The sequence below is a fragment of the Nocardiopsis flavescens genome (assembly GCF_900141985.1).
In the GTDB taxonomy this organism is placed as follows: Bacteria; Actinomycetota; Actinomycetes; order Streptosporangiales; family Streptosporangiaceae; genus Nocardiopsis; species Nocardiopsis flavescens.
The window spans coordinates 1-25,594 of record NZ_FQZK01000035.1 but is presented as its reverse complement, the minus strand read 5'-3'; the positions used below and the strand labels follow the sequence as shown (position 1 = coordinate 25,594).

At 74.3% G+C, this 25,594-nt stretch carries 26 protein-coding genes and 1 riboswitch; of the genes, 16 read left to right on the top strand and 10 right to left on the bottom strand.

Features of this window, described 5'->3' with window-relative positions:
• Positions 1 to 11: 11 nt before the first annotated feature.
• From carA to pyrR, 4 genes are all read right to left on the bottom strand, one after another.
• On the bottom strand, positions 12 to 1,160 hold the full coding sequence (gene carA, locus BUE45_RS29095) for a glutamine-hydrolyzing carbamoyl-phosphate synthase small subunit (protein ID WP_073384125.1): 1,149 nt from the start codon (positions 1,158 to 1,160) through the stop codon (positions 12 to 14).
• Positions 1,161 to 1,213: 53 nt separating this feature from the next.
• Positions 1,214 to 2,515 carry a dihydroorotase gene (locus BUE45_RS29090; RefSeq protein ID WP_073384124.1) on the bottom strand — a complete coding sequence of 434 codons (1,302 nt, stop codon included), beginning with the start codon at positions 2,513 to 2,515 and terminating at the stop codon, positions 1,214 to 1,216.
• A 107-nt stretch (positions 2,516 to 2,622) separates the two neighbouring features.
• Positions 2,623 to 3,531: an aspartate carbamoyltransferase catalytic subunit gene (locus tag BUE45_RS29085; protein ID WP_073384123.1), complete on the bottom strand. Its 909-nt coding sequence runs from the start codon at positions 3,529 to 3,531 to the stop codon at positions 2,623 to 2,625.
• Complete coding sequence (gene pyrR, locus BUE45_RS29080; RefSeq protein ID WP_073384122.1) at positions 3,531 to 4,166, bottom strand: bifunctional pyr operon transcriptional regulator/uracil phosphoribosyltransferase PyrR; 636 nt, start codon at positions 4,164 to 4,166, stop codon at positions 3,531 to 3,533. Before pyrR ends, BUE45_RS29085 begins: the two co-directional genes overlap by 1 nt.
• Positions 4,167 to 4,652: 486 nt before the next feature.
• On the opposite strand from pyrR, the gene bldD reads away from it, so the two are divergent.
• Complete coding sequence (bldD, locus tag BUE45_RS29075; RefSeq protein ID WP_073384121.1) at positions 4,653 to 5,147, top strand: transcriptional regulator BldD; 495 nt, start codon at positions 4,653 to 4,655, stop codon at positions 5,145 to 5,147.
• Positions 5,148 to 5,505: 358 nt separating this feature from the next.
• Positions 5,506 to 6,120, top strand: coding sequence for a GNAT family N-acetyltransferase (locus tag BUE45_RS29070; RefSeq protein ID WP_073384120.1), 615 nt, complete (start codon positions 5,506 to 5,508; stop codon positions 6,118 to 6,120).
• Here BUE45_RS29070 and metF read toward each other — a convergent pair.
• Positions 6,053 to 6,961 carry a methylenetetrahydrofolate reductase [NAD(P)H] gene (gene metF / locus BUE45_RS29065; protein ID WP_073384119.1) on the bottom strand — a complete coding sequence of 303 codons (909 nt, stop codon included), beginning with the start codon at positions 6,959 to 6,961 and terminating at the stop codon, positions 6,053 to 6,055. The genes BUE45_RS29070 and metF overlap by 68 nt on opposite strands.
• 161 nt (positions 6,962 to 7,122) lie before the next feature.
• On the opposite strand from metF, the gene BUE45_RS29060 reads away from it, so the two are divergent.
• From BUE45_RS29060 to BUE45_RS29040, 5 genes are all read left to right on the top strand, one after another.
• The gene (locus tag BUE45_RS29060; RefSeq protein WP_245833540.1) at positions 7,123 to 7,923 is read left to right on the top strand and encodes a DUF817 domain-containing protein; all 801 of its coding nucleotides are present in this window, start codon (positions 7,123 to 7,125) and stop codon (positions 7,921 to 7,923) included.
• Between the two features lie 10 nt (positions 7,924 to 7,933).
• A complete protein-coding gene (locus tag BUE45_RS29055) occupies positions 7,934 to 9,025 on the top strand; it encodes a polyprenyl synthetase family protein (RefSeq protein ID WP_073384142.1) in 1,092 nt (363 codons plus the stop codon).
• Between the two features lie 150 nt (positions 9,026 to 9,175).
• Positions 9,176 to 10,459, top strand: coding sequence for a DUF418 domain-containing protein (locus tag BUE45_RS29050; RefSeq protein ID WP_073384118.1), 1,284 nt, complete (start codon positions 9,176 to 9,178; stop codon positions 10,457 to 10,459).
• 68 nt (positions 10,460 to 10,527) lie between these two features.
• Positions 10,528 to 11,409, top strand: coding sequence for an SDR family oxidoreductase (locus tag BUE45_RS29045; RefSeq protein ID WP_073384117.1), 882 nt, complete (start codon positions 10,528 to 10,530; stop codon positions 11,407 to 11,409).
• Positions 11,410 to 11,546: 137 nt separating this feature from the next.
• Positions 11,547 to 12,545 carry a zinc-binding dehydrogenase gene (locus BUE45_RS29040; RefSeq protein ID WP_073384116.1) on the top strand — a complete coding sequence of 333 codons (999 nt, stop codon included), beginning with the start codon at positions 11,547 to 11,549 and terminating at the stop codon, positions 12,543 to 12,545.
• 3 nt (positions 12,546 to 12,548) lie between these two features.
• On the opposite strand, the gene BUE45_RS29035 is transcribed toward BUE45_RS29040, so the two are convergent.
• A complete protein-coding gene (locus BUE45_RS29035; protein ID WP_073384115.1) occupies positions 12,549 to 13,328 on the bottom strand; it encodes a TetR/AcrR family transcriptional regulator C-terminal domain-containing protein in 780 nt (259 codons plus the stop codon).
• 91 nt (positions 13,329 to 13,419) lie between these two features.
• Between BUE45_RS29035 and BUE45_RS29030 the strand changes: the two genes are divergently transcribed.
• Both BUE45_RS29030 and BUE45_RS29025 read left to right on the top strand, forming a co-directional pair.
• Positions 13,420 to 14,319: an ATP-binding cassette domain-containing protein gene (locus BUE45_RS29030; protein ID WP_073384114.1), complete on the top strand. Its 900-nt coding sequence runs from the start codon at positions 13,420 to 13,422 to the stop codon at positions 14,317 to 14,319.
• Positions 14,316 to 15,080, top strand: coding sequence for an ABC transporter permease (locus tag BUE45_RS29025; RefSeq protein WP_073384113.1), 765 nt, complete (start codon positions 14,316 to 14,318; stop codon positions 15,078 to 15,080). Before BUE45_RS29030 ends, BUE45_RS29025 begins: the two co-directional genes overlap by 4 nt.
• 59 nt (positions 15,081 to 15,139) lie before the next feature.
• On the opposite strand, the gene thiE is transcribed toward BUE45_RS29025, so the two are convergent.
• Both thiE and BUE45_RS29015 read right to left on the bottom strand, forming a co-directional pair.
• Positions 15,140 to 15,805: a thiamine phosphate synthase gene (gene thiE / locus BUE45_RS29020; protein WP_073384141.1), complete on the bottom strand. Its 666-nt coding sequence runs from the start codon at positions 15,803 to 15,805 to the stop codon at positions 15,140 to 15,142.
• Between the two features lie 73 nt (positions 15,806 to 15,878).
• Positions 15,879 to 16,238 (bottom strand): Rv2175c family DNA-binding protein, encoded by a 360-nt coding sequence (locus tag BUE45_RS29015; RefSeq protein ID WP_073384112.1) that lies wholly within the window; start codon positions 16,236 to 16,238, stop codon positions 15,879 to 15,881.
• Between the two features lie 101 nt (positions 16,239 to 16,339).
• Positions 16,340 to 16,449, top strand: a riboswitch (TPP riboswitch).
• Positions 16,450 to 16,482: 33 nt separating this feature from the next.
• On the opposite strand from BUE45_RS29015, the gene thiO reads away from it, so the two are divergent.
• The 6 genes from thiO (at position 16,483) to BUE45_RS28985 (ending at position 23,159) form a co-directional block, all read left to right on the top strand.
• Positions 16,483 to 17,685: a glycine oxidase ThiO gene (gene thiO, locus BUE45_RS29010; protein ID WP_073384140.1), complete on the top strand. Its 1,203-nt coding sequence runs from the start codon at positions 16,483 to 16,485 to the stop codon at positions 17,683 to 17,685.
• A 5-nt stretch (positions 17,686 to 17,690) separates the two neighbouring features.
• The gene (gene thiS, locus BUE45_RS29005; protein WP_073384111.1) at positions 17,691 to 17,906 is read left to right on the top strand and encodes a sulfur carrier protein ThiS; all 216 of its coding nucleotides are present in this window, start codon (positions 17,691 to 17,693) and stop codon (positions 17,904 to 17,906) included.
• Between the two features lie 2 nt (positions 17,907 to 17,908).
• On the top strand, positions 17,909 to 18,679 hold the full coding sequence (locus BUE45_RS29000) for a thiazole synthase (protein ID WP_281256389.1): 771 nt from the start codon (positions 17,909 to 17,911) through the stop codon (positions 18,677 to 18,679).
• A gap of 501 nt (positions 18,680 to 19,180) precedes the next feature.
• The gene (pknB, locus tag BUE45_RS28995; protein ID WP_073384110.1) at positions 19,181 to 21,142 is read left to right on the top strand and encodes a Stk1 family PASTA domain-containing Ser/Thr kinase; all 1,962 of its coding nucleotides are present in this window, start codon (positions 19,181 to 19,183) and stop codon (positions 21,140 to 21,142) included.
• 183 nt (positions 21,143 to 21,325) lie between these two features.
• Positions 21,326 to 21,988 (top strand): response regulator, encoded by a 663-nt coding sequence (locus BUE45_RS28990; RefSeq protein ID WP_073384109.1) that lies wholly within the window; start codon positions 21,326 to 21,328, stop codon positions 21,986 to 21,988.
• A 145-nt stretch (positions 21,989 to 22,133) separates the two neighbouring features.
• Positions 22,134 to 23,159, top strand: a complete 1,026-nt coding sequence (locus BUE45_RS28985; RefSeq protein ID WP_073384108.1) for a 6-phosphofructokinase — start codon at positions 22,134 to 22,136, stop codon at positions 23,157 to 23,159.
• Positions 23,160 to 23,278: 119 nt separating this feature from the next.
• Here BUE45_RS28985 and BUE45_RS28980 read toward each other — a convergent pair whose 3' ends face one another.
• Positions 23,279 to 23,731 carry a hypothetical protein gene (locus BUE45_RS28980; protein ID WP_073384107.1) on the bottom strand — a complete coding sequence of 151 codons (453 nt, stop codon included), beginning with the start codon at positions 23,729 to 23,731 and terminating at the stop codon, positions 23,279 to 23,281.
• A gap of 208 nt (positions 23,732 to 23,939) precedes the next feature.
• Between BUE45_RS28980 and thiI the strand changes: the two genes are divergently transcribed.
• A complete protein-coding gene (gene thiI / locus BUE45_RS28975; protein WP_073384106.1) occupies positions 23,940 to 25,220 on the top strand; it encodes a tRNA uracil 4-sulfurtransferase ThiI in 1,281 nt (426 codons plus the stop codon).
• A gap of 69 nt (positions 25,221 to 25,289) precedes the next feature.
• On the opposite strand, the gene BUE45_RS28970 is transcribed toward thiI, so the two are convergent.
• Positions 25,290 to 25,594 (bottom strand): IS30 family transposase (locus tag BUE45_RS28970; RefSeq protein WP_143173514.1); only part of this gene is annotated, 305 nt, incomplete at its 5' end.

Genomic DNA, 25,594 nt, shown 5'->3' with positions numbered 1-25,594 from the left:
CTCTTGCTTCCTTACTGCTCGGCAGCCGCGGTGGGCTGGGCGGCGGACATCAGGTCGACGAACTCGTCGAAGAGTCCGGCGGCGTCGTGGGGTCCCGCGGCGGCCTCCGGGTGGAACTGGACGCTGAACACGGGGCGGTCCAGCAGCCGCAGGCCCTCGACCACCTGGTCGTTGAGGCCGATGTGGCTGACCTGCGCGCGGCCGTAGGGGGTCTCGAAGGCGCCTTCGAGCGGCGCGTCCACGGCGAAGCCGTGGTTCTGGCTGGTGATGGAGACCTTGCCGGTGGCGGTGTCGATGACCGGCTGGTTCACCCCGCGGTGGCCGAAGGGCAGCTTGTAGGTGCCCAGGCCCAGGGCGCGGCCCAGGATCTGGTTGCCGAAGCAGATCCCGAACAGGGGCCTGCCCGCGTCCAGGATCCCGCGCATGGCGGCGACGGGGCCGTCCGCGGTGGCGGGGTCGCCGGGGCCGTTGCTGAAGAACACGCCGTCCGGGTCCAGGGCGAGGAGGTCCTCGGCGGTGGCGGAGGAGGGCAGGACGGTGACCCGGCAGCCGCGCTCGGCGAGCCGCTGGGGCGTCATGGCCTTGATGCCCAGGTCGACGGCGGCGACGTGGAAGCGGGTCGGGACGCCCTCGGGCGGGAGCACCTCGTAGGGCGCGTCCGCGCTGACCTCCCCGGCCAGGTCGGCGCCGGCCATGCGGGGCTGCTCCAGGACGCGGGCCAGCAGGGCCTTCGGGTCGGTCTCGACGCTGCTGACGGCGGCCCGCATGGCGCCCTTGTCGCGCAGGTGGCGGGTGAGGGCGCGGGTACCGGGCATGGCGATGCCGACGACGTCCTGGCGGCGCAGCTCCTCGTCCAGCGTGCGCTGGGCGCGCCAGTTGGAGGGGATGCGGGAGGGCTCGCGGACGACGTACCCGGCGACCCAGATGCGGCCGGACTCGGGGTCGTCGTCGTTGACGCCGGTGTTGCCGATGTGCGGCGCGGTCATCGCGACGATCTGGCGGTGGTAGGAGGGGTCGGTGAGGGTCTCCTGGTAGCCGGTCATCCCGGTGTTGAAGACGATCTCGCCGAAGGTCTCGCCGGTCGCGCCGAAGGAGCGGCCGTGGAAGACCCGGCCGTCCTCCAGGACCAGGATCGCCGATCCGCCGGTTGCCTCTGACACGTTTCCCCCCTCTGGGGCGCCAGGTGCTGCCTGGGCCCCGCTCACTGCGTTGTTCACTTGATCTCCCCCGCCAGGACGGTGGGGGCGCCGCGCAGGAACGTGGCGCGCACCCGGCCGGGCAGGGTCATGCCCCGGAAGGGCGTGTTGCTGCTCTTGGTGACCATGGCGGCGCCGTCGGCCTCGTAGGGCGCGGCGGGGTCGTAGAGGACCACGTTGGCGGGCTCGCCGACCGCCAGGCCGCGGCCGTGGTCGGCGACCCGGCCGATGCGGGCGGGCGCCGCGGACATGCGGTCGGCGACGTCGGCCCAGGTGAGCAGGCCGGTGTCGACCATCGTCCGCTGCACGACCGCCAGGGCGGTCTCCAGGCCGACCATACCCATGGCGGCCGTGGACCACTCGGTCTCCTTGGCCTCCACGGGGTGGGGGGCGTGGTCGGTGGCGACCACGTCGATGGTGCCGTCGGCCAGGCCCTCGCGCAGCGCCCGCACGTCCTCGTCGGTGCGCAGCGGGGGGTTGACCTTGTAGATCGGGTCGTAGTTCTCCACCAGTTCCTCGGTGAGGAGCAGGTGGTGGGGGGTGACCTCCGCGGTGACGTCGCAGCCGCGGGCCTTGGCCCAGCGGATGATGTCGACCGAGCCGCTGGTGGAGACGTGGCACACGTGCAGGCGCGAGCCGACGTGCTGGGCGAGCAGGCAGTCGCGGGCGATGATCGCCTCCTCCGCGACGGCGGGCCAGCCCGGCAGGCCCAGGCGGTCGGAGACGCGGCCCTCGTTCATCTGGGCGCCCTCGGTCAGGCGCGGCTCCTGGGCGTGCTGGGCGACGACGCCGTCGAACGCTTTGACGTACTCCAGGGCCCGGCGCATGAGCAGGGCGTCGGAGACGCAGATGCCGTCGTCGGAGAAGACGCGGACGGCGGCGGCGGACTTGGCCATGGCGCCGATCTCGGAGAGGCGCCGGCCGGCCAGGCCGACGGTGACGGCGCCGACGGGGCGCACGTCGCAGTACCCGGCCTCGCGGCCGAGCCGCCACACCTGCTCGACGACGCCGGCGGTGTCGGCGACGGGGTCGGTGTTGGCCATGGCGTGCACGGCGGTGTAGCCGCCCATGGCGGCGGAGCGGGAGCCGGTCTCGACGGTCTCGGCGTCCTCGCGCCCGGGCTCGCGCAGGTGGGTGTGCAGGTCCACCAGGCCGGGCAGGGCGACCAGGCCCTCGCCGTCCACGGCCTCGGCGCCCTCGGGGGCGGTGAGGCCGGTGCCGATCTCGGCGATCAGGCCGTCGGCGAGCAGGATGTCGACGGGGTCCCCGCCGAGCGGGCGGGCTCCGCGGATCAGGTGCGGTCCGTGGGTGTCGGGCATCGCGGTTTCGTTCCTCAGTGGTCGTTCGTGGAGAAGTGCGCGGGCGGCGGCCGGCGCGGCGCCGGTACCGGGCGCGCGGCGCGGTGCGCGCGGGCGCGCCGGGTGGCTCAGGAGCCGCCGAGCAGGAGGTAGAGCACGGCCATGCGCAGGCTGACGCCGTTGGCGACCTGCTCGACGACGGTGCAGCGCGGGGAGTCGGCGACCTCGGCGGAGATCTCCATGCCGCGGACCATCGGGCCGGGGTGCATGACGATGGCGTCCCGGGGCATGCGGTCCAGGCGGGCGCCGTCCATCCCGTAGCCGCGGCTGTACTCGCGCACGGAGGGGAAGAACGACGCGTGCATGCGCTCGGCCTGCACGCGCAGCATCATGACGACGTCGGTCTTGGGCAGCACGGCGTCGAGGTCGTAGGAGACCTCGCAGGGCCAGGTGTGCACCGAGACCGGCAGCAGGGTGGGCGGGGCGACGAGTGTGACGTGGGCGCCCAGGGTCGTGAGCAGCAGCACGTTGGAGCGGGCCACGCGGCTGTGCAGGATGTCGCCGACGATGGCGACGCGCAGGCCCTCCAGGCGGCCCAGGCGGGTGCGGACGGTGTAGGCGTCGAGCAGGGCCTGGGTGGGGTGCTCGTGGGTGCCGTCGCCCGCGTTGAGGACCGAGCCGTCCACCCATCCGGCCAGGCGGTGCGCCGCGCCGGAGGCCCCGTGGCGGATGACCACGCCGTCGGCCCCCATGGCCTGGAGGGTGAGGGCGGTGTCCTTGAGGCTCTCGCCCTTGGAGACGCTGGAGCCCTTGGCCGAGAAGTTGACGACGTCGGCCGACAGGCGCTTGGCGGCGATCTCGAAGGAGGTGCGGGTGCGCGTGGAGTCCTCGTAGAAGAGGTTGACCACGGTGCGTCCGCGCAGGGTGGGGAGCTTCTTGACGGAGCGGTCGCCGACCTGGGCGAGTTCGGCGGCGGTGTCCAGGATGAGGACGGCCTCGTCGCGGGTGAGGTCCCCGGTGGAGAGCAGGTGGCGCATCAGGACTCCTCCCCCTCGGCGCCGGTGCGCCGCTGCGGGCGGGCGGGCCCCAGGAGGACGGAGTCGTGGCCGTCGGTCTCGGCGAGTCTGACGGTGACGCTCTCGCGCAGCGAGGTGGGCAGGTTCTTGCCCACGTAGTCGGCGCGGATGGGGAGCTCGCGGTGGCCGCGGTCGACGAGGACGGCGAGCTGGACGGCGCGGGGGCGCCCCAGGTCGTTGAGGGCGTCCAGGGCGGCGCGGACGGTGCGGCCGGAGAAGAGGACGTCGTCGATGAGGACGACGACGCGGTCGTCGAGGCCGCCCGCGGGGATCTCGGTGCGGCCCAGGGCCCGCGGCGGGGCGGTGCGCAGGTCGTCGCGGTACATGGTGATGTCGAGGGAGCCGTGGGGGACGGCCAGGTTCTCGACGCGTTCGATGCGCTCGGCCAGGCGGGCGGCCAGGGGCACGCCCCGCGAGGGGATTCCGAGGAGGGTGACGCGGTGTCCGCCCTTGGTGCGCTCCAGCACCTCGTGGGCGATGCGGGTGAGCGCGCGGTTGATCTCGCTGCCGTCGAGCACGGCCCGGGTGCCCTCGGGCGCCTCCGGTGGCTCGGCGCCGCCGTTCGTGTCACCTGGCGTGGGTTTTTGCGCACGCAAAGTAGTGACCCCCTTCCCTGCCTCACGGAACAGGTCGTTAAAGGATGTCGATCGGGCCCACGCTACCAGCGGGGGTCGCGGCGCCCGGGGGCGGGTCCGCGGGAGGTCCGGGGGTATGTGACTCTCGTCACACGGACAAACGGGATGGCGGGACCACCGAGCGATGCGGCGACTACCCTCCGCACACACCCGACATGCTCGACAAATGCGAAACCCCCTGAAAGATCGGGCTTTTCGCGCGACCGTGATGCACCCCTCATCACGATCGGTCCTGACATGAGAGGAGTCTCACTTACGCACGGTTTGGCCACCGATTAGTCGCGTTTCGTACCAACGGCTTGACCTGGGGGGCGGACCCCCCTACCGTCACTGTCTGTAACCATTACCGGGTGGGGTTGCACCCCGTGACCTCCGGCGGCGCCGGACCGGCCCACGGGCGCCACCCCCACCACGCCAGCCACTGTCACGGCCGGGAGCGACCTAAAGATGCCATCCGAATACGCGAAGTCCCTCGGCGCGCGACTGCGTGCCATCCGCACCCAGCAGGGCCTGTCCCTCCACGGCGTGGAGGAGAAGTCCCACGGACGCTGGAAGGCCGTCGTGGTGGGCTCCTACGAGCGCGGCGACCGCGCCGTCACCGTGCAGAAGCTGGCCGAGCTGGCCGACTTCTACGGGGTGCCGATGTCGGAGCTGCTGCCCGGCGGCGCGGCCCCGACCCCGCTGGGCCCGACGCCCAAGCTGGTCATCGACCTGGAGCGCATGCAGCAGCTGCCCCAGGAGAAGGCGGGCCCGCTGTCCCGCTACGTGGCCACCATCCAGAGCCAGCGCGGCGACTACAACGGCCGCGTGCTGTCCATCCGCCAGGAGGACCTGCGCTCGCTCGCCGTCATCTACGACAAGTCGCCCGGCGACCTGACCGAGGAGCTCATCAACTGGGGCGTCCTCGACCCGGAGGCGCGCCGCGCGGTCGACTCCTTCTGACCGCCCCGGCCCGGATCGCATCCGTCCGTCGCAGGACCGGCCCGTCCCCTTCCGAGGGGGCGGGCCGGTCCTCGTCGTCGCGGGGGCCGGCGGCGCCCGCCCCGGCAACGGCGGACGGCGCGGCCGGACACGGGGCTTCCCCTCCCCTATCCGGCCGCGCCGCCGCCACCGGGTCTCCCCGGCGGCCTTTGTCGAACGAATGTTCGACACCGCCCAGTCAACCCCAACCCCGGCGGCCCGTCAAGGACCGCCGGACCGGCGCGCGGGGCGCCCGGGAGCGGCGCGCGGCGGCGCCCCGCGCCGGTACCGGCCACCGCGAAACCCGGCACGGCGCCGCCCCGGAGACTAGGGTGAACACGTGGTAGCCGATGTCGAGCTGCGCGAACTGGCCCCGGCCGCCTTCGCGCACGCCGTTCCCGCCCTCCTGCAGGTGTACGAGGCGGCCATGGAGCCCCCGCCCGAACAGCTGCCGGGCCGGGCCTCGGTCATGAACGCCCACACCCACTACCCGGGGTTCCGGTCCGTCGTCGCGCTGCTGGAGGGGCGGCCGGTCGGCTTCGCCTACGCCTTCCACGGCGTGCGCGGCCAGTGGTGGCACGACACCGTCGCCGCCGGGCTGCGCGCCGCGGACGGCCGGGCGGGCGTGCGCCGGTGGCTGGCCGACCCGTTCGAGATCGCCGAGGTGCACGTCCGCCCCGAGGCGCAGAACCGCGGGATCGGCCGGGCCGTCCTGCACACCCTGTGCGCCGGACGGCCCGAGCGCACCGCCGTGCTGTCCACCCGGACCGGCCCCACGGCGGCGCGCCACCTCTACCGCTCCTGCGGGTTCGCCGAGGTGCTGGAGGACTTCTCGTTCCCCGGCAGCCCCGACCGCCCCTTCGCGATCATGGCGGCGGACCTGCCGCTCACCGGTTCAGGCGACCGGACACCTCACGGTAGATCTCCCTGGTGGCGGTGGACTGGTTCGAGGTGATGAAGTGGATGCCGGGCGCGCCCTCGTCCAGCAGCCGCTCGCACATCTTCTGGGCGTGCTCGATCCCGAACGCCCGCACCGCGTCGGCGTCGTCGCCGAAGGAGTGGATCCGCTCGGCCAGGGCGGCCGGGAACGGGGCCCCGGAGAGCTTCTCCGAGCGCGGGATGAACGAGGCGCGCACCACCGGGAACACCTCGGGGATGATCGGCACCTCGCAGCCGCGGGCCGCCACCCGGTCGCGCAAGCGCAGGTAGTCCTCGGGGTCGAAGAACATCTGCGTGATGGCGTAGTCGGCGCCCGCGTCGCACTTGCGCACGAAGTGGTCGGTGTCGGTCTCCACGTCGGCGGAGCGCGGGTGCTTGTAGGGGAAGGCCGCCACGCCCACGCAGAAGTCGCCGCTGTCCTTGATGAGGCGGACCAGCTCCTCCGCGTAGGACAGGCCCTCGGGGTGGTCGGTCCACGGGCCGGAGGGGTCGCCGGGCGGGTCCCCGCGCACCGCGAGCATGTTGGACACCCCGGCGTCGGCGAGGCGGCCGACGAGGTGGCGCAGCTCGGCGACGGAGTGGTCGACCAGGGTCATGTGCGCGACCGGGAGCAGCGTGGTGTCGGCGGCGATGCGCTCGGTGGTCTCCACCGTCATCCCCCGGGTGCCGCCGCCGGCTCCGTAGGTGACCGAGACGAAGTCGGGGCCCAGCGCCTCCAGCTGGCGGATGGCCAGCCAGAGCCGTTCCTGGGCGGCGGGGGTCCGGGGCGGGAAGAACTCGAAGGAGAACATCGGTTCGCCGGCGCGGAGCAGGTCGCGGATGTGCCGTGCCCGGGGGGCGGGGGCTCGGGGCGCCACGGGGCGCGTCGGTGCTGCCAACATGCCTCCCAGCTTATGCACGCGCCCCCCGGTCGGCGGAAGGCGCGTCCCACGGATCGAGACACCGGGGCGGAACCGGGACGGGATCACAGCGCGAGGACGGGCGGAACCGGACGGGCCCGGCGCGGCATCCACCCCGTGTGACCCTTTCCTCCCTCCCCTTCCCCCTCGCCCAGCTGGTGCGGTTCGGCCTGCTGGAGGCGCGCGCCTGCGCCTTCGCGGTGTGCATGTTCACGGGATTCGCGCTGTCGGCCGCGGTGCCGCTGCCGGTCCCCCGCTACGACGCCCTGCTGCTCTACGCCGTGGCGCTCACCGCCCTGTTCTGGGCGCTGCGGCTGGAGACCGGCCGGGAGATCGCCGCGATCGCGGGCTTCCACGTGGTGGGGCTGGCGTTCGAGCTGTTCAAGGTGCACATGGGGTCGTGGTCCTACCCCGAGGCCGCGTGGTCGGTGGTGTGGGGCGTGCCGCTGTACAGCGGGTTCATGTACGCCGCGGTGGGCTCCTACATCGTGCGGGCCTGGCGGCTGCTGGACCTGGGGCTGGAGAACTACCGCCCCCGGGCCGTCACAGCGGTGGCCGTCGCGATCTACGCCAACTTCCTCACCCACCACTGGCTGCCCGACCTGCGCGTCCCCCTGGCCCTGCTGCTGGTCGCGGCGACCTGGGGCACGTGGGTGCACTTCACCGTGGGGCCGCGGCGGGCGCGCATGCCGCTGGCCCTGTCGTTCCTGCTGATCGGGGTGTTCCTGTGGGTGGCGGAGAACATCGCGACCCTGTTCGACGCCTGGCGGTACCCGCACCAGGCACAGGTGTGGGCGCTGGTCCATCCGGACAAGCTGGGGGCCTGGGCGCTGCTGGTCACGGTGTCGTTCGTCCTGGTCGCCCTGTGGAAGGGGGCGGATGTACGGGATCGGGGCGAGACGCCCGAACCGAGCCGCTAGTGTGCTGTTCATGGCCGCTTTCGCTTCCCCTTCCACCTCCTCGTCCCCTCCCGTCTCCGTGATCCGCGCCGACGCCGACCGGGAGCTGGCCGCGTTCTGCGCCGACCACCGCGCCCTCCTGCTGGAGATCGGCGAGGAGCTGGCCCCGGCGGCGGACGCGCTGGAGGCCATGCTCGCCGGGGGCAAGCGCCTGCGGCCCACCTTCTGCTACTGGGGCTGGCGCGGCGCCGGGGGCGCGGCCGGCGACGGGCGGATCGTACGGGCGGCGGCCTCGCTGGAGTTCCTCCAGGCCTGCGCGCTCATCCACGACGACGTCATCGACAACAGCGACACCCGGCGGGGCCTGCCGGCCACCCACAAGCGGCTGTCCGGGCTGCACGCCGCCCAGGGGTGGAGCGGTGACAGCGAGGGCTTCGGCCGCGGGGCGGCCATCCTCATCGGCGACCTGTGCCTGGCCTGGTCCGACGAGATGTACCAGGCCAGCGGGTTCGGCCAGGAGACGCTGGCGCTGGGGCGGCGCCCCTTCGACGCGATGCGCACCGAGGTGATGGCCGGGCAGTACCTGGACACCCTGGAGCAGGTGCGCGGCACCGGGACCCGCGAGGCGGCGCTGCGGGTGATGCGCTACAAGTCGGCCAAGTACACGGTGGAGCGGCCGCTGCACCTGGGCGCGGCGCTGGCCGGGCGGCTGCCCGAGCTGGAGGGCGTCTACACCGCCTACGGCCTGCCGCTGGGCGTGGCCTTCCAGCTGCGCGACGACGTGCTGGGCGTGTTCGGCGACCCCTCCACGACCGGCAAGCCGGCGGGGGACGACCTGCGCGAGGGCAAGCGGACCCTGGTGGCCGCGGAGACGCTGGCCCGGGCGGGGGCGGCCGACGGCGCGCGGTTCACCTCGCTGCTGGGGGCGCCGGACCTGTCGGCGGAGTCCGTGGAGTGGATGTGCGGGCTGATCGAGTCGTCCGGGGCGCTGGCCGCCTGCGAGGGGCTCATCGAGCGCTACGCCGGGGAGGCGCTGGCCGCGCTGGAGAGCCCGGAGCTGGACGACGCCGCGCGCGAGCCGCTGCGCGCGATGGTGGCGGCGGCCACCCGGCGCACGCACTGAGCCGGGGCGCCGCGCGCCCGCGGCGGTGGCCGACCCCTGTCCCTTAAGGGGGATTTCAGGGGTGTTCACACACCGAAAGTGCATTGTGCCCGACCTTGCCCCTCCGGTTGAATCGAGCAAGAGATATATCTCGACCGGAGGGGCTCATCCATGTCTCGGCACACCGCCGCGCGCGGCCCGGTGGGAACGGGCGAGCGGGCGCTCGCCCCCGACCTGGCGCGCGGTTTCATGCTCCTGTTCATCGCCCTGGCGAACTCCGTCTGGTACCTGTGGGCCGTGCCCATGAGCGCCCTGAGCGCGCACCCCGAGCCCCAGGGTGCGCTGGACGCGGTCGCGCAGTTCTTCACCGTCGTGGCGGTGGACGCCCGCAGTTATCCGATGTTCGCCTTCCTGTTCGGCTACGGCATGGTGCAGCTGGCGATGCGCCAGGAGGCCGCCGGCGCCTCGCCCGCGGACGTGAACGCCCTGCTGCGGCGGCGCAACCTGTGGCTCCTGGTGTTCGGCTTCTTCCACGCCCTGCTGCTGTGGTTCGGCGACGTGCTGGGCGCCTACGGCCTGGCCGGCCTGGTGCTGGCCTGGCTGTTCCTCCGGCGCAGGGACACGACCCTGCTGGTGTGGGCCGGGGTGTTCACCGGCCTGCTCGGCCTGCTGACCCTGTTCAGCGTCGCGGGCGTGTTCCTGCTCCCCGACGACCAGGCGGCCATGGCCGGCGGGGTGGACTGGATGGCCGGCAGCGCGGCGGAGACGTCGGTCCTCTCCGCCGCCCTGGCCCGCGTCCTCGTCTGGCCGGTGATCAGCTTCTCGCAGGGCCTGCTGGGCCTGGTGGTGCCGACGATGATCCTGCTGGCGTTCTGGGCGGCGCGCCGCCGGGTGCTGGAGGAGCCGGGCCGCCACCTGCCGCTGCTGCGGTGGACCGCGGCCCTGGGCATCCCTGCCGCCTGGCTGGGCGCGCTGCCCGGCGCCCTCGTCCAGGTGGGCGCCTGGGAGGCCACCGAGGCCCAGGCCGCGGCGCTCTCGGTGCCGCACATGTTCAGCGGGATGTTCGGCGGGCTGGGGTACGTCGCGCTCATCGCCCTGGTCGCCCACGCGATCCGGGAGCGGGGCCGCGCGCCCGGCGTCGTGCTGACCGCGATCACCGCGACCGGCAAGCGGTCGCTGTCGTCGTACCTGGCCCAGTCGGTGCTGTGCGCCCCGGTGCTGGCCGCCTGGGGCCTGGGGCTGGGCGGGCAGCTGACCTCGTGGACGATGTTCCTGTACGCGGTGGGGGTGTGGCTGGCCACGGTGGCGGCCGCCTACCTGATGGAGCGGCGGGGGGTCCGGGGGCCGGCCGAGGTGCTGCTGCGCAGGCTCTCCTACCGGCGCCCCGCCCCGGAGGGGGCGCGGGCCGCCGCGGCTCCTCCCGGGGCCGAGGGCCAAGAGCGCACCACCCCCTGATCCGGGGGCGCAAAAACGGGCGTGCCGGTGAGTGCCCGGCACGCCCTCGTCCTTCAGGATGGGGTGTCATGGGCGACGATCACATGACAAACCACACCATAGGGGTGACCGGGTCGACCGGGGCGGTGGGCGGGCGCGTTGCCGCCCGCCTCGCGCGTCTGGGCCGGGCGCAGCGGCTCATCGTACGCGACATCAACCGCGCGCCCGAGTACCCGGGCAGCAGCGCGGCCATGGCGGACTACGAGGACGCCCGCGGGTTCGAGCGGGCGTGCCGGGGGGTGGACACGCTGTTCCTGGTCTCGGCGACGGAGTCGCGGGACCGGATGGAGGTGCACCTGAGCGCGGTGGACGCGGCGGTCGCGGCGGGGGTCTCGCGGATCGTCTACCTGTCCTTCCTGCGGGCCGGGCCGGCCTCGACGTTCACGTTCGCGCGGACGCACTTCTTCACCGAGGCCCACATCCGGTCGACGGGGGTGGCGTACACGTTCCTGAGACCCTCCCTGTACCTGGACCTGCTGCCGCGGTGGGTGGACGGCGACGGCGTGGTGCGCGGCCCCGCCGGGGACGGCCGGGTGGCGTGGGTGGCCCGCGACGACATCGCCGACGCGGCGGCGGCCGTGCTGACCGGCCCCGCCGACGAGAACGCGACCTATGACCTGACCGGCCCCGAGGCGCTCTCCCTGGGCGCCACCGTGGACCGGCTGAGCACACTGACCGGCCGGACCGTCCGCTACGTGCCCGAGACCCGGGAGGAGGCGCTGCTGTCCCGCAAGGGCACCGGCGCGCCGGACTGGGAGGTGGAGGGGTGGGTCTCCTCCTACGAGGCGATCGCCGCCGGGGAGCTGGACGAGGTCTCGACCGCGGTCCGGAAGCTGACCGGGCACCCGGCCCGGTCGATCGAGGGCTTCCTGCGCCGCCACCCGAGCGCCCTGTCCCACGTGTCCGTCTGAGAGGTCCGGGCCCCTCCCCCGGGGCCGCTCCCCGCCCGCGCTCCCGCTGCGCGGGCATTGACCTCAATATTAGTTGAGGTTAGAGGGTGGGTGTCGCCGCGGTCCTCGCGGCGCACTCCCATCGGAGGGGAAGACCCATGCGCGCGGTACGAGTGGACCGGTTCGGCGGCCCCGAGGTCCTGGTGGCCCGGGAGGTCCCCGACCCCGGACTGCGGCCCGGCACGGTCGAGATCGAGGTCGAGGCCGCCAACGTGATGTACCTGGAGGTCCTGGTCCGCTCCGGCCGGGAGCGCGACCACTTCCCCGTGACTCCCCCCTACGTCCCCGGCACCGGGGTCGCGGGAACGGTGACCCGGACCGGCCCCGGCACGGACCCGACCTGGACGGGGGCCCGGGTGGTGGCCGACACCGGGGAGCCCGCGCAGGGGGGCGGCCGGCTCCCGGTCGGCGGGTACGCCGAGCGGGCGGTGGTCCCCGCGGCCGACCTGGTCCGGGTCCCCGAGGGGGTCGAACCGCGGCACGCGCTGGCCCTGCTGCACGACGGGCCCACCGCGCTGGCGCTCGCCCGGACCGCCGGGCACCGGCCCGGGCTGACTGTGCTGGTGGCCGCGGCGGCCGGCGGCGCGGGCAGCCTGTCGGTACAGCTGGCGCGCCGGGCCGGGGCGCGCGTGATCGCCGCCGCCCGGGGAGGCGCCAAGCTCGACCTGGCCCGGCGCCTGGGGGCGCACGAGACGGTCGACTACTCCCTGCCGGGGTGGACCGACCGCGTCATGGAGCTCACCGGCGGCGCCGGCGTGGACACCGTCCTGGACGGGGCGGGCTCCTCGCTGGGCGAGGCCGCCTTCACCACCGTCGCCGCGGGCGGGCGGTTCGTCAACTACGGGTCGGCCGGGGGACGGTTCGCCGAGATCGAGCCCGCCCGGGCCCGCGAGCACGGGGTACGGGCCTTCGGCCTGTTGGACGTCAAGGCCGGGGTCGAGGGCGCGGCCGGCGCCCTGGACGAGGCCCTGGAGCTGGCGCGGTCCGGGGAGCTGGTCCCGCACATCGGCCTGACCCTGCCCCTGGAACGGGCCGCGCAGGCCCACCGGGCGCTGGAGGAGCGCCGGGTCGCCGGCAAGGTGCTGCTGACCCCCTGAAGGTCACGCCCCGGAGCGGGCCGCCCGGGCCTGCACGCCGTCGAGGATGAGGCCGACGGCCAGGTCGAACTCCGCGTCGTCCCGCTCCGTTCCGTCGTCCCGCGGCTCCCGTTCCGGGGCCAGCAGGTCCCCGGCCAGCAGCTCGCGCACGCGGGGGTAGGCGTCCTCGGGAACGAGGGTGCGCAGCCGGTGCCGGAAGGCCCGGTGCGCTGTGGCGGCGTCCAGGGCCTCGCTCTCGCGGACCCGGGCCTGGTCCCGGGCCAGCTCCCCCTCCGCGCGGGCGTAGGTCCACAGCAGGATGAGGACCTGGGCGCGCTCGGAGACGTCCAGGCCGCTCTCCTCCAGGGCGGTGAGCCCCTCCTCGGTCCAGCGGACGAACGAGGGGGCCAGGGGCTCGGCCGTGACGGGGACCTCGGCCGCCCAGGGGTGGGCGCGGTAGACCCGGCGCAGGCCCCGGGCCAGGCCGGCCGTGCGCTCGCGCCAGGTGGCGCCGGCGAGCGGGGGCGGGGCGCCCAGGGCGGCGTCCACGGCCAGCAGGAGCAGGTCGGCGCGGGACTCGACGTAGCGGTACAGGGACATGGTCCCCGCGCCCAGCTCGGCGGCGGTGCGGCTCATGGTGATGGCCTCGGGCCCGTACCGGTCGCCGAGTTCCACGGCCACCGCCACGATCCGCTCGACCGTCAGCCGGGGCCGGGGGCCCTTGCGGCTGACGGGGTGCGCGCCCCACGCGGACAGCAGGGCCTTGGGGATCACGAGGGCCGGGTCGGCCTCCTGTTCTGGCATGCCTCCAGCGTAGTGACGGCGGGGGCCGGGCACGGACGCTTACCGCGTAGGGGTTGCGCAGTAATACTGCGTAAGTGTTACGCTGTAGAACATGGAAACCAGAACCCTCCCCGGTGCGGCACCCGCCGTCGTCGTCCGGGGTCTGCGCAAGGCCTACGGCGGCGCCGAGGTCCTGGCGGGGATCGACCTGGACGTGCCCGCCGGGGGCGTCTTCGCCCTGCTGGGCCCCAACGGGGCGGGCAAGACCACCCTCATAGACGTGCTGACGACCCTGGTCCGCCCCGACGCGGGCACCGCCGAGGTCCTGGGCCTGGACGTGGTGCGCCGGGCCCGCCGGGTGCGGCACGTGATCAGCGCCACCGGCCAGTACGCGACCGTCGACGAAGAGCTCACCGGCCGGGAGAACCTGGTCATGGTGGCCCGCCTGCTGGGCGCCGGGCGCCGCGCCGCCCGGGACCGCGCGGCCGCGCTGCTGGAGCGCTTCGACCTGGCCGACGCCGCCGACCGGCGGGTCGCCGAGTACTCCGGCGGCATGCGCCGCCGCCTGGACCTGGCCGCGGGACTGACCGGGTCCCCCGCGGTCCTGTTCCTGGACGAGCCCACCACCGGCATGGACACCCGGGCCCGGCGGGCCCTGTGGCGCACGATCGGCGCACTGGCCGCCGACGGGACCACCGTCCTGCTCACCACCCAGTACCTGGAGGAGGCCGACGTGCTGGCCGACCGGATCGCCGTGCTCGACCGCGGGCGGATCGTCGCACAGGGCAGCCCCGCCGAGCTCAAGGACCGCGTGGGCGGGGAGTGGATCGAGCTGTCCCTGGCGGACGGCGGCACCGAGCGCGTCCCCGGGGAGGCCACCGCGGACCACCTGCGGCGGGTGCTCGACGAACGGCACCGGGCCGGGATCGCCGTCTCCCGGGTGGCGGTGCGCGGACCGGGCATGGACGACGTGTTCCTCGCCCTGACCGGGAACGGGGGCGGTCGGCCGTGAGCCTCCTGCGCGCCGAACGGGTGATGACCGGCCGCTGCCTGGTCCGCTCCCTGCGCGACCCCGACGGGACCGTGACCGCCGTGGTGGCCCCGGTCGCGATCATGCTCCTGTTCGTCACCGTCTTCGGGGCCGCCATGGAGGACATGGCGGGGGGCTCCTACGTGGAGTACGTGACGCCGGGCGTGATGCTCCTGTGCGCCGGCTTCGGGGCGGCGATGACCGCGACGGCCGTGCACGCCGACCTGTCCACGGGGGTGGTGCGGCGCCTGCGGACCATGCCGGTCCGGGCCTCGTCCGTCATCACCGGCCACGTGGCGGCCAGCGTGCTGCGCAACCTGCTGTCCACGGCGATCGTGCTGCTGGTGGCGGTGGCCCTGGGCTTTCGGCCGCAGGCCGGGCCCCTGGAGTGGCTGGGCGCCGCCGCGCTGGTGGCCGGGTACATCACGGTGCTGACCGTGCTGGCCGCCGCCTGGGGCCTGGCCTCGGGCGGCCCCGACACCGCCGCGACCTTCGCGTTCGCGGCACTCTTCCCGCCCTACCTCTCCACCGCGTTCGTCCCGGTGGAGGGACTGCCCGGGTTCCTGCACGGGGTGGCCGCGCACCAGCCCGTCACCCCGGTCACCGAGACGCTGCGCGCGCTCACCTCGGGCGCGGGCCCGGGGGAGCACGCCTGGGCCGCGGTGCTGTGGCTGACCGCCCTGGGCCTGGCGGGGGCGGCGCTCACCGGGTGGCTGTTCCGGCGGGCCGCCGGCCGGCGCTGACACCGGTCCGGACCCGCCGGCCCCGGACCCCGCGCGGGGTCCGGGGCCGGCGGGTCCGCTCAGTCCAGGCGCGCGGCCACGCGGGCGCGCAGCGCGGCGGCGGCGGCCCGCGGGTCCTCGGCCTCCGTGACGGCGCGCACGACGACGATCCGCCGGGCCCCCGCGTCCAGGACCCGGTCCACGGAGTCGGCGTCGATGCCGCCGATCGCGAACCAGGGCCGGTCGGTCCCCAGCGCCGCGGCCCGCTCCACCAGGGCGGTCCCGGCCGCGGGGCGCCCCGGCTTGGTGGGCGTGGCCCAGACCGGACCGACGCAGAAGTAGTCGCTGCCCGGCTCCTCGGCGGAGGCCAGCGCGGCGTCGATGTCGTTGTTGGAGCGCCCGATCAGCGGGTCGGCGCCGACGACGTCCCGGGCCATGGGCACCGGCAGGTCGCGCTGCCCCAGGTGGAGCACGTCCGCGCGCACGGCGCGGGCGATGTCGGCGCGGTCGTTGACCGCGAGCAGGGCGCCGTGCCGCTCGCACGCCTCCCGCAGCACCTCCAGCGCGGCGAGCTCCTCGCGCGCCTCCAGGCCCTTGTCCCGGAGCTGGAGGATGTCCACTCCCCCGGACAGGGCGGCTTCGGCGAACTCCGCGAGATCACCGCGCTCGCGTCGGGCGTCGGTGCACAGGTACAGAAGGGATGCGTCCAGGCGCTTGCGCAGGCTGGTTCCGTGGCTGGTCCTCACGCCCACCAGCCTAGGGCCTGGTCCGGCCCTGCCCAAGGGGGCGGGCGACGCGGGCGCGCCCGCCCCGCAGGGGTCAGAAGGCCAGGCCCTGGGCGCGGCGGCGCACCTCGGTGCCCCGGTTCTCGCGCATCGCCAGGATCGGCGTTCCGGGCAGGGTGTCGTCCGGGGTGAAGAGCCAGCGCAGCGCCTCCTCCGTGGAGTAGCCCGCGTCGCTGAGCAGCACCAGGGTGCCGGGCAGCCCCTTGACGAGGTCGTCGCCGTCGATGAACGCGGCCGGGATCGAGAGCTCGCCGCCGCGGACCACTCCCATGAGCCGGTTCTCGCGGATGAGCGTCTTGATGCGGTTCGGGCTCACGCCCAGCGGCGCGGCCGCCTCCCGGAGGGTCAGCCACTCGCCGACCAGCGTGTCGAGGTTGGAATCACTAGATGTCACCCCACCAATCTGCCACAGGCGGAGCCCGCACGGGCACCGAGCGCGCCGCGGACGCCGGCTCGGCCGCACCGGAGCGGGGGCCGTAGTATGTGGGGCGAACACAGACGTCCCGCGGGAGCCGGGTGGACCCGGCTGAGAGGGGGGCCGCAGCCCCCGACCGCACGAACCTGATCCGGGTCATGCCGGCGAAGGGAGCGGAGGCAGCACCGTGCGCGTTCCGGGCACCGGGCCAGAGCCCGACACGATTCGTCCTACCTCTGACGCGCCGGCCCCCGATGCACCGGGCCCCGGCGTGGTCGTGGCCGGCGGCGGCCTGGCCGGGCGGGTCACCGCCTGGCGGGCGGCGCAGGCCGGGCTGCGGGTCACGCTGGTCGAACCCGACCCGGTCGCCGACCCGGCCCGGGCCCGGGCCGCCTCCGCCGTCGCGGCGGGCATGCTCACCCCGGCCACCGAGGCGGTGTTCGGCGAGGAGCCGCTCATGGAGTTCGGCATCCGCTCGGCCGCCCTGTTCCCGGGGTTCGTCGCCGAACTGGAGGAGGCGAGCGGCCTGGAGGTGGGGTACCGCGCCACCGGCACGCTGCTGGTCGCCTTCGACGCCGACGACCTGGCGGTCCTGGACCGCCTGCACAAGCTGCAGCGGCGCCTGGGCGTGGCCACCGAGCGGCTGACCGGCCGCGAGTGCCGACGCCTGGAGCCGGTGCTGGCCCCGTCGGTGCGCGGCGGCGTGCTCGCCCCCGACGACCACTCGGTGGACCCGCGCCTGCTGCTGCGCGCCCTGGCCGCGGCGGGAGCGCGCGCCGGCGTCGCCGAGGTCGGCGCCCGGGTCGCCTCCGTGGAGCGGCCCGGCCCGCGGGGCGCCCGGCTGGGCGTCGTCCTGGACGACGGCCGCGTGCTGCCCGCCGACCAGGCGGTGGTCGCGGCCGGGTGCTGGAGCGACCGGATCGGCCTGCCCGAGCCCGTGGTGCCGCCGCTGCGCCCGGTCAAGGGCCAGCTGCTGCGCACCCGCGTGCCCGCCGGGGAACCGCCCCTGGTGGGGCGGACGGTCCGGGGCCTGGTCCGCGGCTTCCCCGTGTACCTGGTGCCGCGCGCCGACGGCGAGGTCGTCATCGGCGCCACCCAGGAGGAGCTGGGCTACGACACCTCCCCGACCGTGGGCGGGCTGTGGCAGGTGCTCCGGGACGCCCGCGAGCTGGTGCCCGGGGTGACCGAGCTGGAGATCACCGAGACCTGCGTGGGCCTGCGCCCCGGGTCCCCCGACAACGAGCCCCTGCTGGGACCCACCCGGGTCCCCGGCCTGCACCTGGCCGGGGGGCACTTCCGGCACGGGGTGCTGCTGACCCCGGTCACCGGGGAGGTCATGGCCCGCGCCCTGACCACCGGGACCCTTCCCGGGTACGCGGAGCGGTTCGCCGCCGACCGTGCCGACGAGACGACGACGTGGGAGTGAGAGCTGTGGAGCTGATCGTCAACGGCGACCGCCGAGAGGCCGCCGACACCGTCACGGTCGAGGAGATCGTGCGCGACCTGACCGCCGCGGGGGCCGACGCGATCCCCGGGGGCATCGCCGTCGCCGTCAACGACGAGGTGGTGCGCCGCACCGCCTGGTCCGGCACCCGCCTGGGGGCGGGCGACCGCGTCGACGTCCTCACCGCCGTGCAGGGGGGCTGACCGTGTCCGAGCGCAACGACGACCCCCTGGTCATCGCCGGTGCGTCCTTCGGGTCGCGGCTCATCACCGGCACCGGCGGGGCACCCTCTCTGGAGGTCCTGGAGGAGGCGCTGGCCGCCTCGGGCACCGAGCTGACCACCGTGGCCATGCGCCGGGTCACCCCGGGCGCGCGCGGGTCGGTGTGGGACGTGCTCGAACGCAACGGCATCCGCCCGCTGCCCAACACCGCCGGGTGCTTCACCGCGGCCGACGCCGTGCGCACCGCCCGGCTGGGCCGGGAGGCGCTGGGCACCGACTGGGTAAAGCTGGAGGTCGTGGCGGACGAGCACACGCTGCTGCCCGACCCGGTGGAGCTGCTGGAGGCCGCCGAGCGGCTGGTGGACGAGGGGTTCACCGTGCTGCCGTACACCAACGACGACCCGGTGCTGGCCCGCCGCCTGGAGCAGGCCGGCTGCGCCGCGGTGATGCCGCTGGCCGCGCCGATCGGCTCCGGGCTGGGCATCCGCAACCCGCACAACCTGGAGCTGATCGTGGAGCAGGCGGGGGTCCCCGTGATCGTCGACGCCGGGATCGGCACGGCCAGCGACGCCGCCCTGGCGATGGAGCTGGGCTGCGACGCGGTCCTGCTGGCCAGCGCGGTGACCCGCGCCGAGGACCCGGTGCTCATGGCCGGGGCGATGCGCGACGCGGTGCGCGCCGGGCGCGCCGCCCGGCGGGCGGGCCGCATCCCGGTGCGTCGGCACGCCCGCGCCTCCTCGCCCGCCGTCGACTGACGGGCGCCCGCGGACCGGCCTGCCCCGCGGACGAAAAGAGACCTCGAACACGGGGGGACCGCGCCCCTTCCGTACCGGTGTGAGCGATCCGGAACCGAAAACGCTCACCGAGCAACGAAGATACGGGGGACGCGGATTCCGGGCGCTCGGACCATCCCATGCGGGCATGGGGCGCCCGAATCCGGTCGTTCACGGTGTTTTCGCTGGTCAGAGCACTGATCAGGACGCACCGGGGCGGTCTCCGGTGCGGCGGCGCCGTGCCGTTGCCCCCATCCCCTACCGTGAAGAGGGGTGCGCACCGCCCGGAACCGGGCACCGCGCACCCGAGGACGACCCAGGTCCGCGCGCCCCGCCCCCCGTGGAGCAGGGGCGGCGCGGCCGTGAACCGCGGGGCAGATCCGGGGCGGGCTTCCGCTATCGTGTCGGTTCGACACCCGGTGTCGGGTACGCGCCAGCGACCGCGACAGCCCGCGCTCCCCGCAGCAAGGACACTACTCCGCCGTGGACATGACGACTTCCGACCCGCTCGTGGGCGCCACCCTGGACCAACGCTACTTCGTGGAGTCCAGGATCGCCGGAGGCGGGATGGCGACCGTCTACGTCGCCCACGACCTGAGGCTGGACCGTCGGCTGGCGCTGAAGGTGATGCACCCTTCGCTGGCCCAGGACCCCACCTTCGTCCAGCGCTTCATCAACGAGGCGCACTCCGTCGCCAAGCTCTCCCACCCCAACGTCGTCCAGGTCTTCGACCAGGGCGAGGACCGGGGCCACGTGTTCCTGGCGATGGAGTACGTGCCGGGCCGCACCCTGCGCGCCCTGCTCAACGAGCGCGGCCGCCTGAACGCGCACGACGCCCTGAACGTGATGGCCCCGGTGCTCGCCGCGCTGGGCGCCGCCCACCAGGCGGGCATGGTGCACCGCGACATCAAGCCCGAGAACGTCCTCATCACCGAGGACGGCCGGATCAAGGTCGCCGACTTCGGCCTGGCCCGCGCGGTGGAGCAGTCCACCCAGGGCCTGACCCGGACCGGCACCCTCATGGGCACCGCGGCCTACCTGGCGCCGGAGCAGATCGAGCGGGGCACCGCCGACGCGCGCACCGACGTGTACGCCGCCGGGATCATGCTCTACGAGCTGCTCACCGGCGGCCAGCCGCACACCGGCGAGACGCCCATCGCGATCGCCTACCAGCACGTCAACGAGGACGTGCCCCGCCCGTCGCACTTCCTGCCCGGCCTGCCGCCCGAGGTGGACGGGCTGGTCACCAAGGCGACCGAGCGCGACCCCCGCTACCGCCCGGGCAACGCCGGGCAGTTCCTGGCCAAGGTGCTGGAGGTGCTGCACCGGCTGCCGGAGGCCGCGCGGGGCGGCGGCGCCCCGCTGCCCCCGGTCGCCCCGGCCGCGGCTGCGACGGCCTCTGTGACCGCCCCGCAGCTCATCGCGGGCGGGGCCGGACCGGGCACCGAGAACGCCACCATGATCGTGTCGATGGGTCCGAGCGACCCCTACGACGACGAGGACGACGGCTACCGGGACGACTACCCCGGGGGCGGACCTGCGGAGCGGCGCCGCCGCGGCATCCTGCTGGGCGCGGGCGCCGCGGCCCTGGCCCTGGTCGTGCTCGCGGCCGGCTGGTGGTTCCTCCTGGGCCGGTTCGAGGAGGTCCCCGAGGTCGTCGGCGCCGAGCAGGAGGCCGCCTGCGCCCAGGTCCGCGACGCGGGCCTGAAGTGCCTGGTGGCCGACGAGCAGGTCTACAGCGGCGAGGCGGCGGGCACCGTCGGCGAGGTGGAGCCCGCGGCCGGGGAGCGGCTGACCCCCGGCGAGGAGGTCACCCTGCACCTGTCCAAGGGGCCGCAGGAGATCGAGATGCCCGAGTTCGAGGGCGAGGACATCTCCAACGCGCTCAAGAAGATGGAGGAGCTGGGGTTCGCCCCGGAGAGCCTGGAGCAGAACGTCGTGGACGCCGCGGACGTCCCGCCCGGGCAGGTCATCTCCACCGACCCGCCGGCCGGCGAGGCCGCCGACCGCGAGTCGACCGTCACCTTCGAGGTGAGCCGCGGGATCGACGTCCCGGCCGTGTCGGGGCAGGAGGCCGAGGACGCCAGGCGGACCCTGGAGGACCTGGGTCTGACCGTGAGCATCGTCGATGCCGAGAGCGACAGCGTGGACGAGGGCCTGGTGATCAGCCAGAACCCCGACACCGGCACCACGCTGAGCGCGGGCAGCGAGGTCGAGCTGACCGTCTCCACCGGCCCGCCGGGCGTGGAGATCCCCGACGTGGTGGGCATGAACTTCCGCGAGGCCCGCGAGGAGCTGGAGGAGGCCGGGTTCGACGTGAAGGTGGACCGCATCCTGGGCGGCCGGATCGTCTCGAACCAGTCGCACACCGGCAAGGCGCCCGAGGGCACCGAGATCACGATCACCGCGACGCCCTTCTCCTTCGACGAGGACGACGACGACTGACCCCGCCGGGAACGCCGGGAACACGGAGGGGGCGCGGGCCGCAGGGCCCGCGCCCCCTCCCCCGTCCGGGGCCCGCCTACCGCGGACGCGCTTGGGATAGAGTCCCGCGTGACCCCTCCCGCCGCCCGGCCGGAAGGACCCCCACCGGCCACGGCCCCGGCGACCGCTTTGCAGGAGGACGCGATGGAGAACGGCGAGGAGATCCGGGTCCTGGTCGTGGACGACCACCCCATGTGGCGCGACGCCGTCGCGCGCGACCTCGACGAGGCCGGGCTGACGGTGGTGGGCACGGCGGGCGACGGCGCCAAGGCGCTGCGGATCGCCCCCGCGGCCCGGCCCACCCTGGCCATCGTCGACCTGCACCTGCCGGACATGACGGGGGTGGAGCTGACGGCGGGCCTGACCGCCCTGGCCGGACCGCCCCGGGTGCTGGTGCTGTCGGCCAGCGGCGCCGGGGACGACGTGCTGGCCGCCGTGAAGGCCGGGGCCACCGGCTACCTCGTCAAGTCGGCGGGCCGCGACGAGCTCCTGGACGCGGTGCGGCGGGTGAACCGCGGCGAGGCCGTCTACACCGCCGGGCTCGCCGGGCTGGTGCTGGGCGAGTACCGCCGGCTCTCGTCCGCGCGCGAGCGGGACGGCGGCGACGGCACCCCCGCGCTGACCCCGCGCGAGACCGAGGTGCTGCGCCTGGTCGCCAAGGGCCTGGCCTACAAGCAGATCGCGCAGCGGCTGTCGATCGCCCACCGCACGGTGCAGAACCACGTGCAGAACACCCTCACCAAACTGCACCTGCACAACCGGGTGGAGCTGGTGCGCTACGCCATCGACCGCGGCCTCGACGACTGACCGTCCCCGCCCGCGCCGCCGCGGGTGCACCGCGGCGCGGTTCGGGCACTGTTCACCGGTCCGGGTTGGCCTGGGATACCCCGGACCACTATGGTCTAGACCATATGGCGCTATGCGCCGACCCACAACGTCGAGGAGATTTCGTATGCGTGTCGGGGTGCTGACCGGCGGCGGCGACTGCCCTGGTCTGAACGCGGTCATCCGGGCCGTGGTCCGCAAGGGCATCAAGGACTACGGCTACGAGTTCATCGGCTTCCGGGACGGCTGGCGCGGCCCCCTGGAGGGCGACACCATGCCCCTGGACATCGAGGCCGTGCGCGGCATCCTCCCGCGCGGCGGCACCATCCTGGGCTCCTCCCGCACCAACCTCATGAAGATCGAGGGCGGCGTCGAGCGCGTCAAGGACAACATGGCGGGCCTGGGCGTCGACGCCCTGGTCGCCATCGGCGGCGAGGACACCCTGGGCGTGGCCCGCCAGCTCCACGACCGCGGCGTCAACGTGGTCGGCGTGCCCAAGACCATCGACAACGACCTCAACGCCACGGACTACACCTTCGGGTTCGACACGGCCGTGAACATCGCGATGGAGGCGATCGACCGCCTGCACACCACCGCGGAGTCGCACCACCGCGCCCTGGTCGTGGAGGTCATGGGCCGCCACGCCGGGTGGATCGCCCTGCACTCGGGCATGGCCGCCGGCGCCAACGTCATCCTCATCCCCGAGCGCCCCTTCGACATCGACGAGGTCGTCGCGCACGTCGAGAGCCGCTTCCGCACCCAGTACGCGCCGATCATCGTGGTCGCCGAGGGCGCCCACCCCAAGGAAGGGCAGATGGAGCTCGCCACCGGCGAGACGGACTCCTTCGGCCACGTCCGCCTGGGCGGCATCGGCCAGACCCTGGCGGAGGAGATCGAGCGGCGCACCGGCAAGGAGGCCCGCTCGGTGGTCCTGGGCCACGTGCAGCGCGGCGGCACCCCGACCGCGTTCGACCGCGTGCTCGCCACCCGCCTGGGCGTCAACGCCATCGACGCCGTGCACGACAAGTCCTTCGGCAAGATGGTCGGCCTCCAGGGCACCGACATCGTGCGCGTGGACCTGGCCGAGGCCACCGACACCCTCAAGACGGTCCCGGCCGAGCGCTACGCCGAGGCCGAGGTCTTCTTCGGCTGACGCCGGGGATCTCGGGGGCGCGGCGGAACACGCGTCCCCGCGGGGCGCCGCGACCGGCGCCCCGGACGCCCCCTCCCGCGCTCCCGGGGAGGGGGCGTCCGCGTGTGCGCGTCCGGCCCTCAGAGGAGGGCCGGCTCGCCGGCACGGACCGCGCAGGAGCAGTCGAAGGCCCCCCGCGGGTGCCGACCCGCGTCCGGTGCCACGCCGCGCACACGGTGGATCTCACGCACCGTGACGGTGCGGGGGACGAAGACCTCCCAGCCCCGCGGATCGTCCAGGGACCGCACGATCCGGACCGCCTCCCGCGCGGTGACCCGCAGCGGGAGGTCCGCGTGGTGCCCGACCGTGACCGGCTGGGCGTCGTCCAGCCGGATGTGCACCGCGACGAACCTGCGGTGGTCGTCGTCGCGGGCGAGTTCCCGCAGCCACTGGTGGGTGGTCGTGTAGCACGGCAGCACGGGGAAGCAGTACACGCCGCGCTCCCCGCCGCGGCCGCGGCCGGCCGCGCGGACCCCCGCGCGGCGCAGGCGAACGGTGTTCGCGGCGGGGGTGAGGTGGACGAACAAGGCCATGCCGCGATCCTAGGTTTTACCCCGGCGAATACGCACGGTGTTCACCCGGTGGCGCCGTCTTCCGTGCGGACCGAAATATGGATGGAGCGGTGGGGAGGATGTTCGATACTGGTAGAAGTACGGCGATGGGCGATCCCGGTTTCCCGCCACCGCCGGTCCTGTCGCGAGCAACCGGGCACCCGCGCATGTCTATCCGGAGGTACCACCCATGTCCGCGTCGCTTGAGTCCGCACCGGTCCCCGTCGGCGGTACTGCAGACGGGCTGGGCGAGCTCTGCGTGCTCATGAAGCTCGGCGAGATCGTCCTCAAGGGCTCCAACCGCAAGCTGTTCGAGCGCCGCCTGCACAACAACATCCGCGCGTCCGTGCGCGACCTGGGCGAGGTCCGCGTCTCCCAGCGCGGCTCCGGTGTGATCATCGTGCGCAGGCCCGGCGCCTCCGACATCGAGGTCGCCGAGATCGCCGACCGTATGGCGAACGTCATGGGGGTGGTCTGGGTGCACCTGGTGCGCCGGGTGCCCAAGGACACGGCCTCGATCACCGACGTGGCCGTGCGCTCGATGGAGGGCCGCGAGGGCAGCTTCGCGGTGCGCGCCCGCCGCCGCGACAAGCGGTTCGAGATGACCTCCTCGGAGCTGGCCGGGTACCTGGGCTCGGAGATCGTCAAGGCGTACGGCTACCCGGTGAAACTCAAGCGCCCGGACAACACCCTGTACGTCGAGGTGGACAAGGACGAGGCGTTCGTCTTCACCGACGGCACCCCCGGCCAGGGCGGCCTGCCCGCCGGGATGAGCGGCCGGGGCCTGGTGCTGATGTCGGGCGGCATCGACTCGCCGGTGGCCGCGCACCGGATGATCCGGCGCGGCCTGAAGGTGGACTTCCTGCACTTCTCCGGCATGCCGTTCACCGGGCCGGAGTCGATCTACAAGGCGTACAGCCTGGTCCGCCAGCTGGACCGCTACCAGGTGGGGTCCCGCCTGTTCGTGGTCCCCTTCGGCAAGGCCCAGCAGCAGCTGAAGAGCTCGGGGATCGAGCGGCTCCAGATCGTCGCCCAGCGGCGGCTCATGCTCAAGACCGCCGAGGTGCTCGCCGACGACCTCAAGGCGGAGTGCCTGATCACGGGTGACGCCCTGGGACAGGTCTCCAGCCAGACCATGGCCAACCTGACGGCGCTGGACGACGCGGTGGACCTGCCGATCCTGCGCCCGCTGATCGGCATGGACAAGACCGAGATCATGGACCAGGCCCGCCGGATCGGGACCCTGGCCATCTCGGAGCTGCCCGACGAGGACTGCTGCACCATGCTCACCCCGCGCCAGGTGGAGACCGCGGCCAAGATCCCCGACCTGCGCCAGATCGAGAAGCGCCTGGACGCCGAGGAGCTCGCGGAGTACCTGGTGACCACCGCCCAGGTGCACAAGCCCAGCTTCCTGGGCGAGGCCGCCCCGGCGCGGCTGGACACCTCCCGGGCCGCCGCGGTCCGGGCCTGAGGCCCGGCTCCCGCACGACGGGGCCCGCGCGGACTCGGCGGTTTCTAGGGGTCGTTGCAACACAGAAGGTCAGTTGCTTGTGTGGAGCAGCTCGGTAAGGCGCTCGGCTGGGGTGTCCCAGCCGAGCGTTTTGCGTGGGCGCCCGTTGAGCTGGACGGCCACCGCGTCCAGGTGCTCGGGCGAGTGCGTGGACAGGTCGGTGCCCTTGGGAAAGTACTGGCGCAGCAGCCCGTTGGTGTTCTCGTTGGAACCGCGCTGCCAGGGACTGGCCGGGTCGCAGAAGTAGACGGGGATGTCGGTGGCGGTGGTGAACGCCCCGTGCGCGGCCATCTCCGAGCCCTGGTCCCAGGTGATCGAGCGTGCCAGGTGCCGGG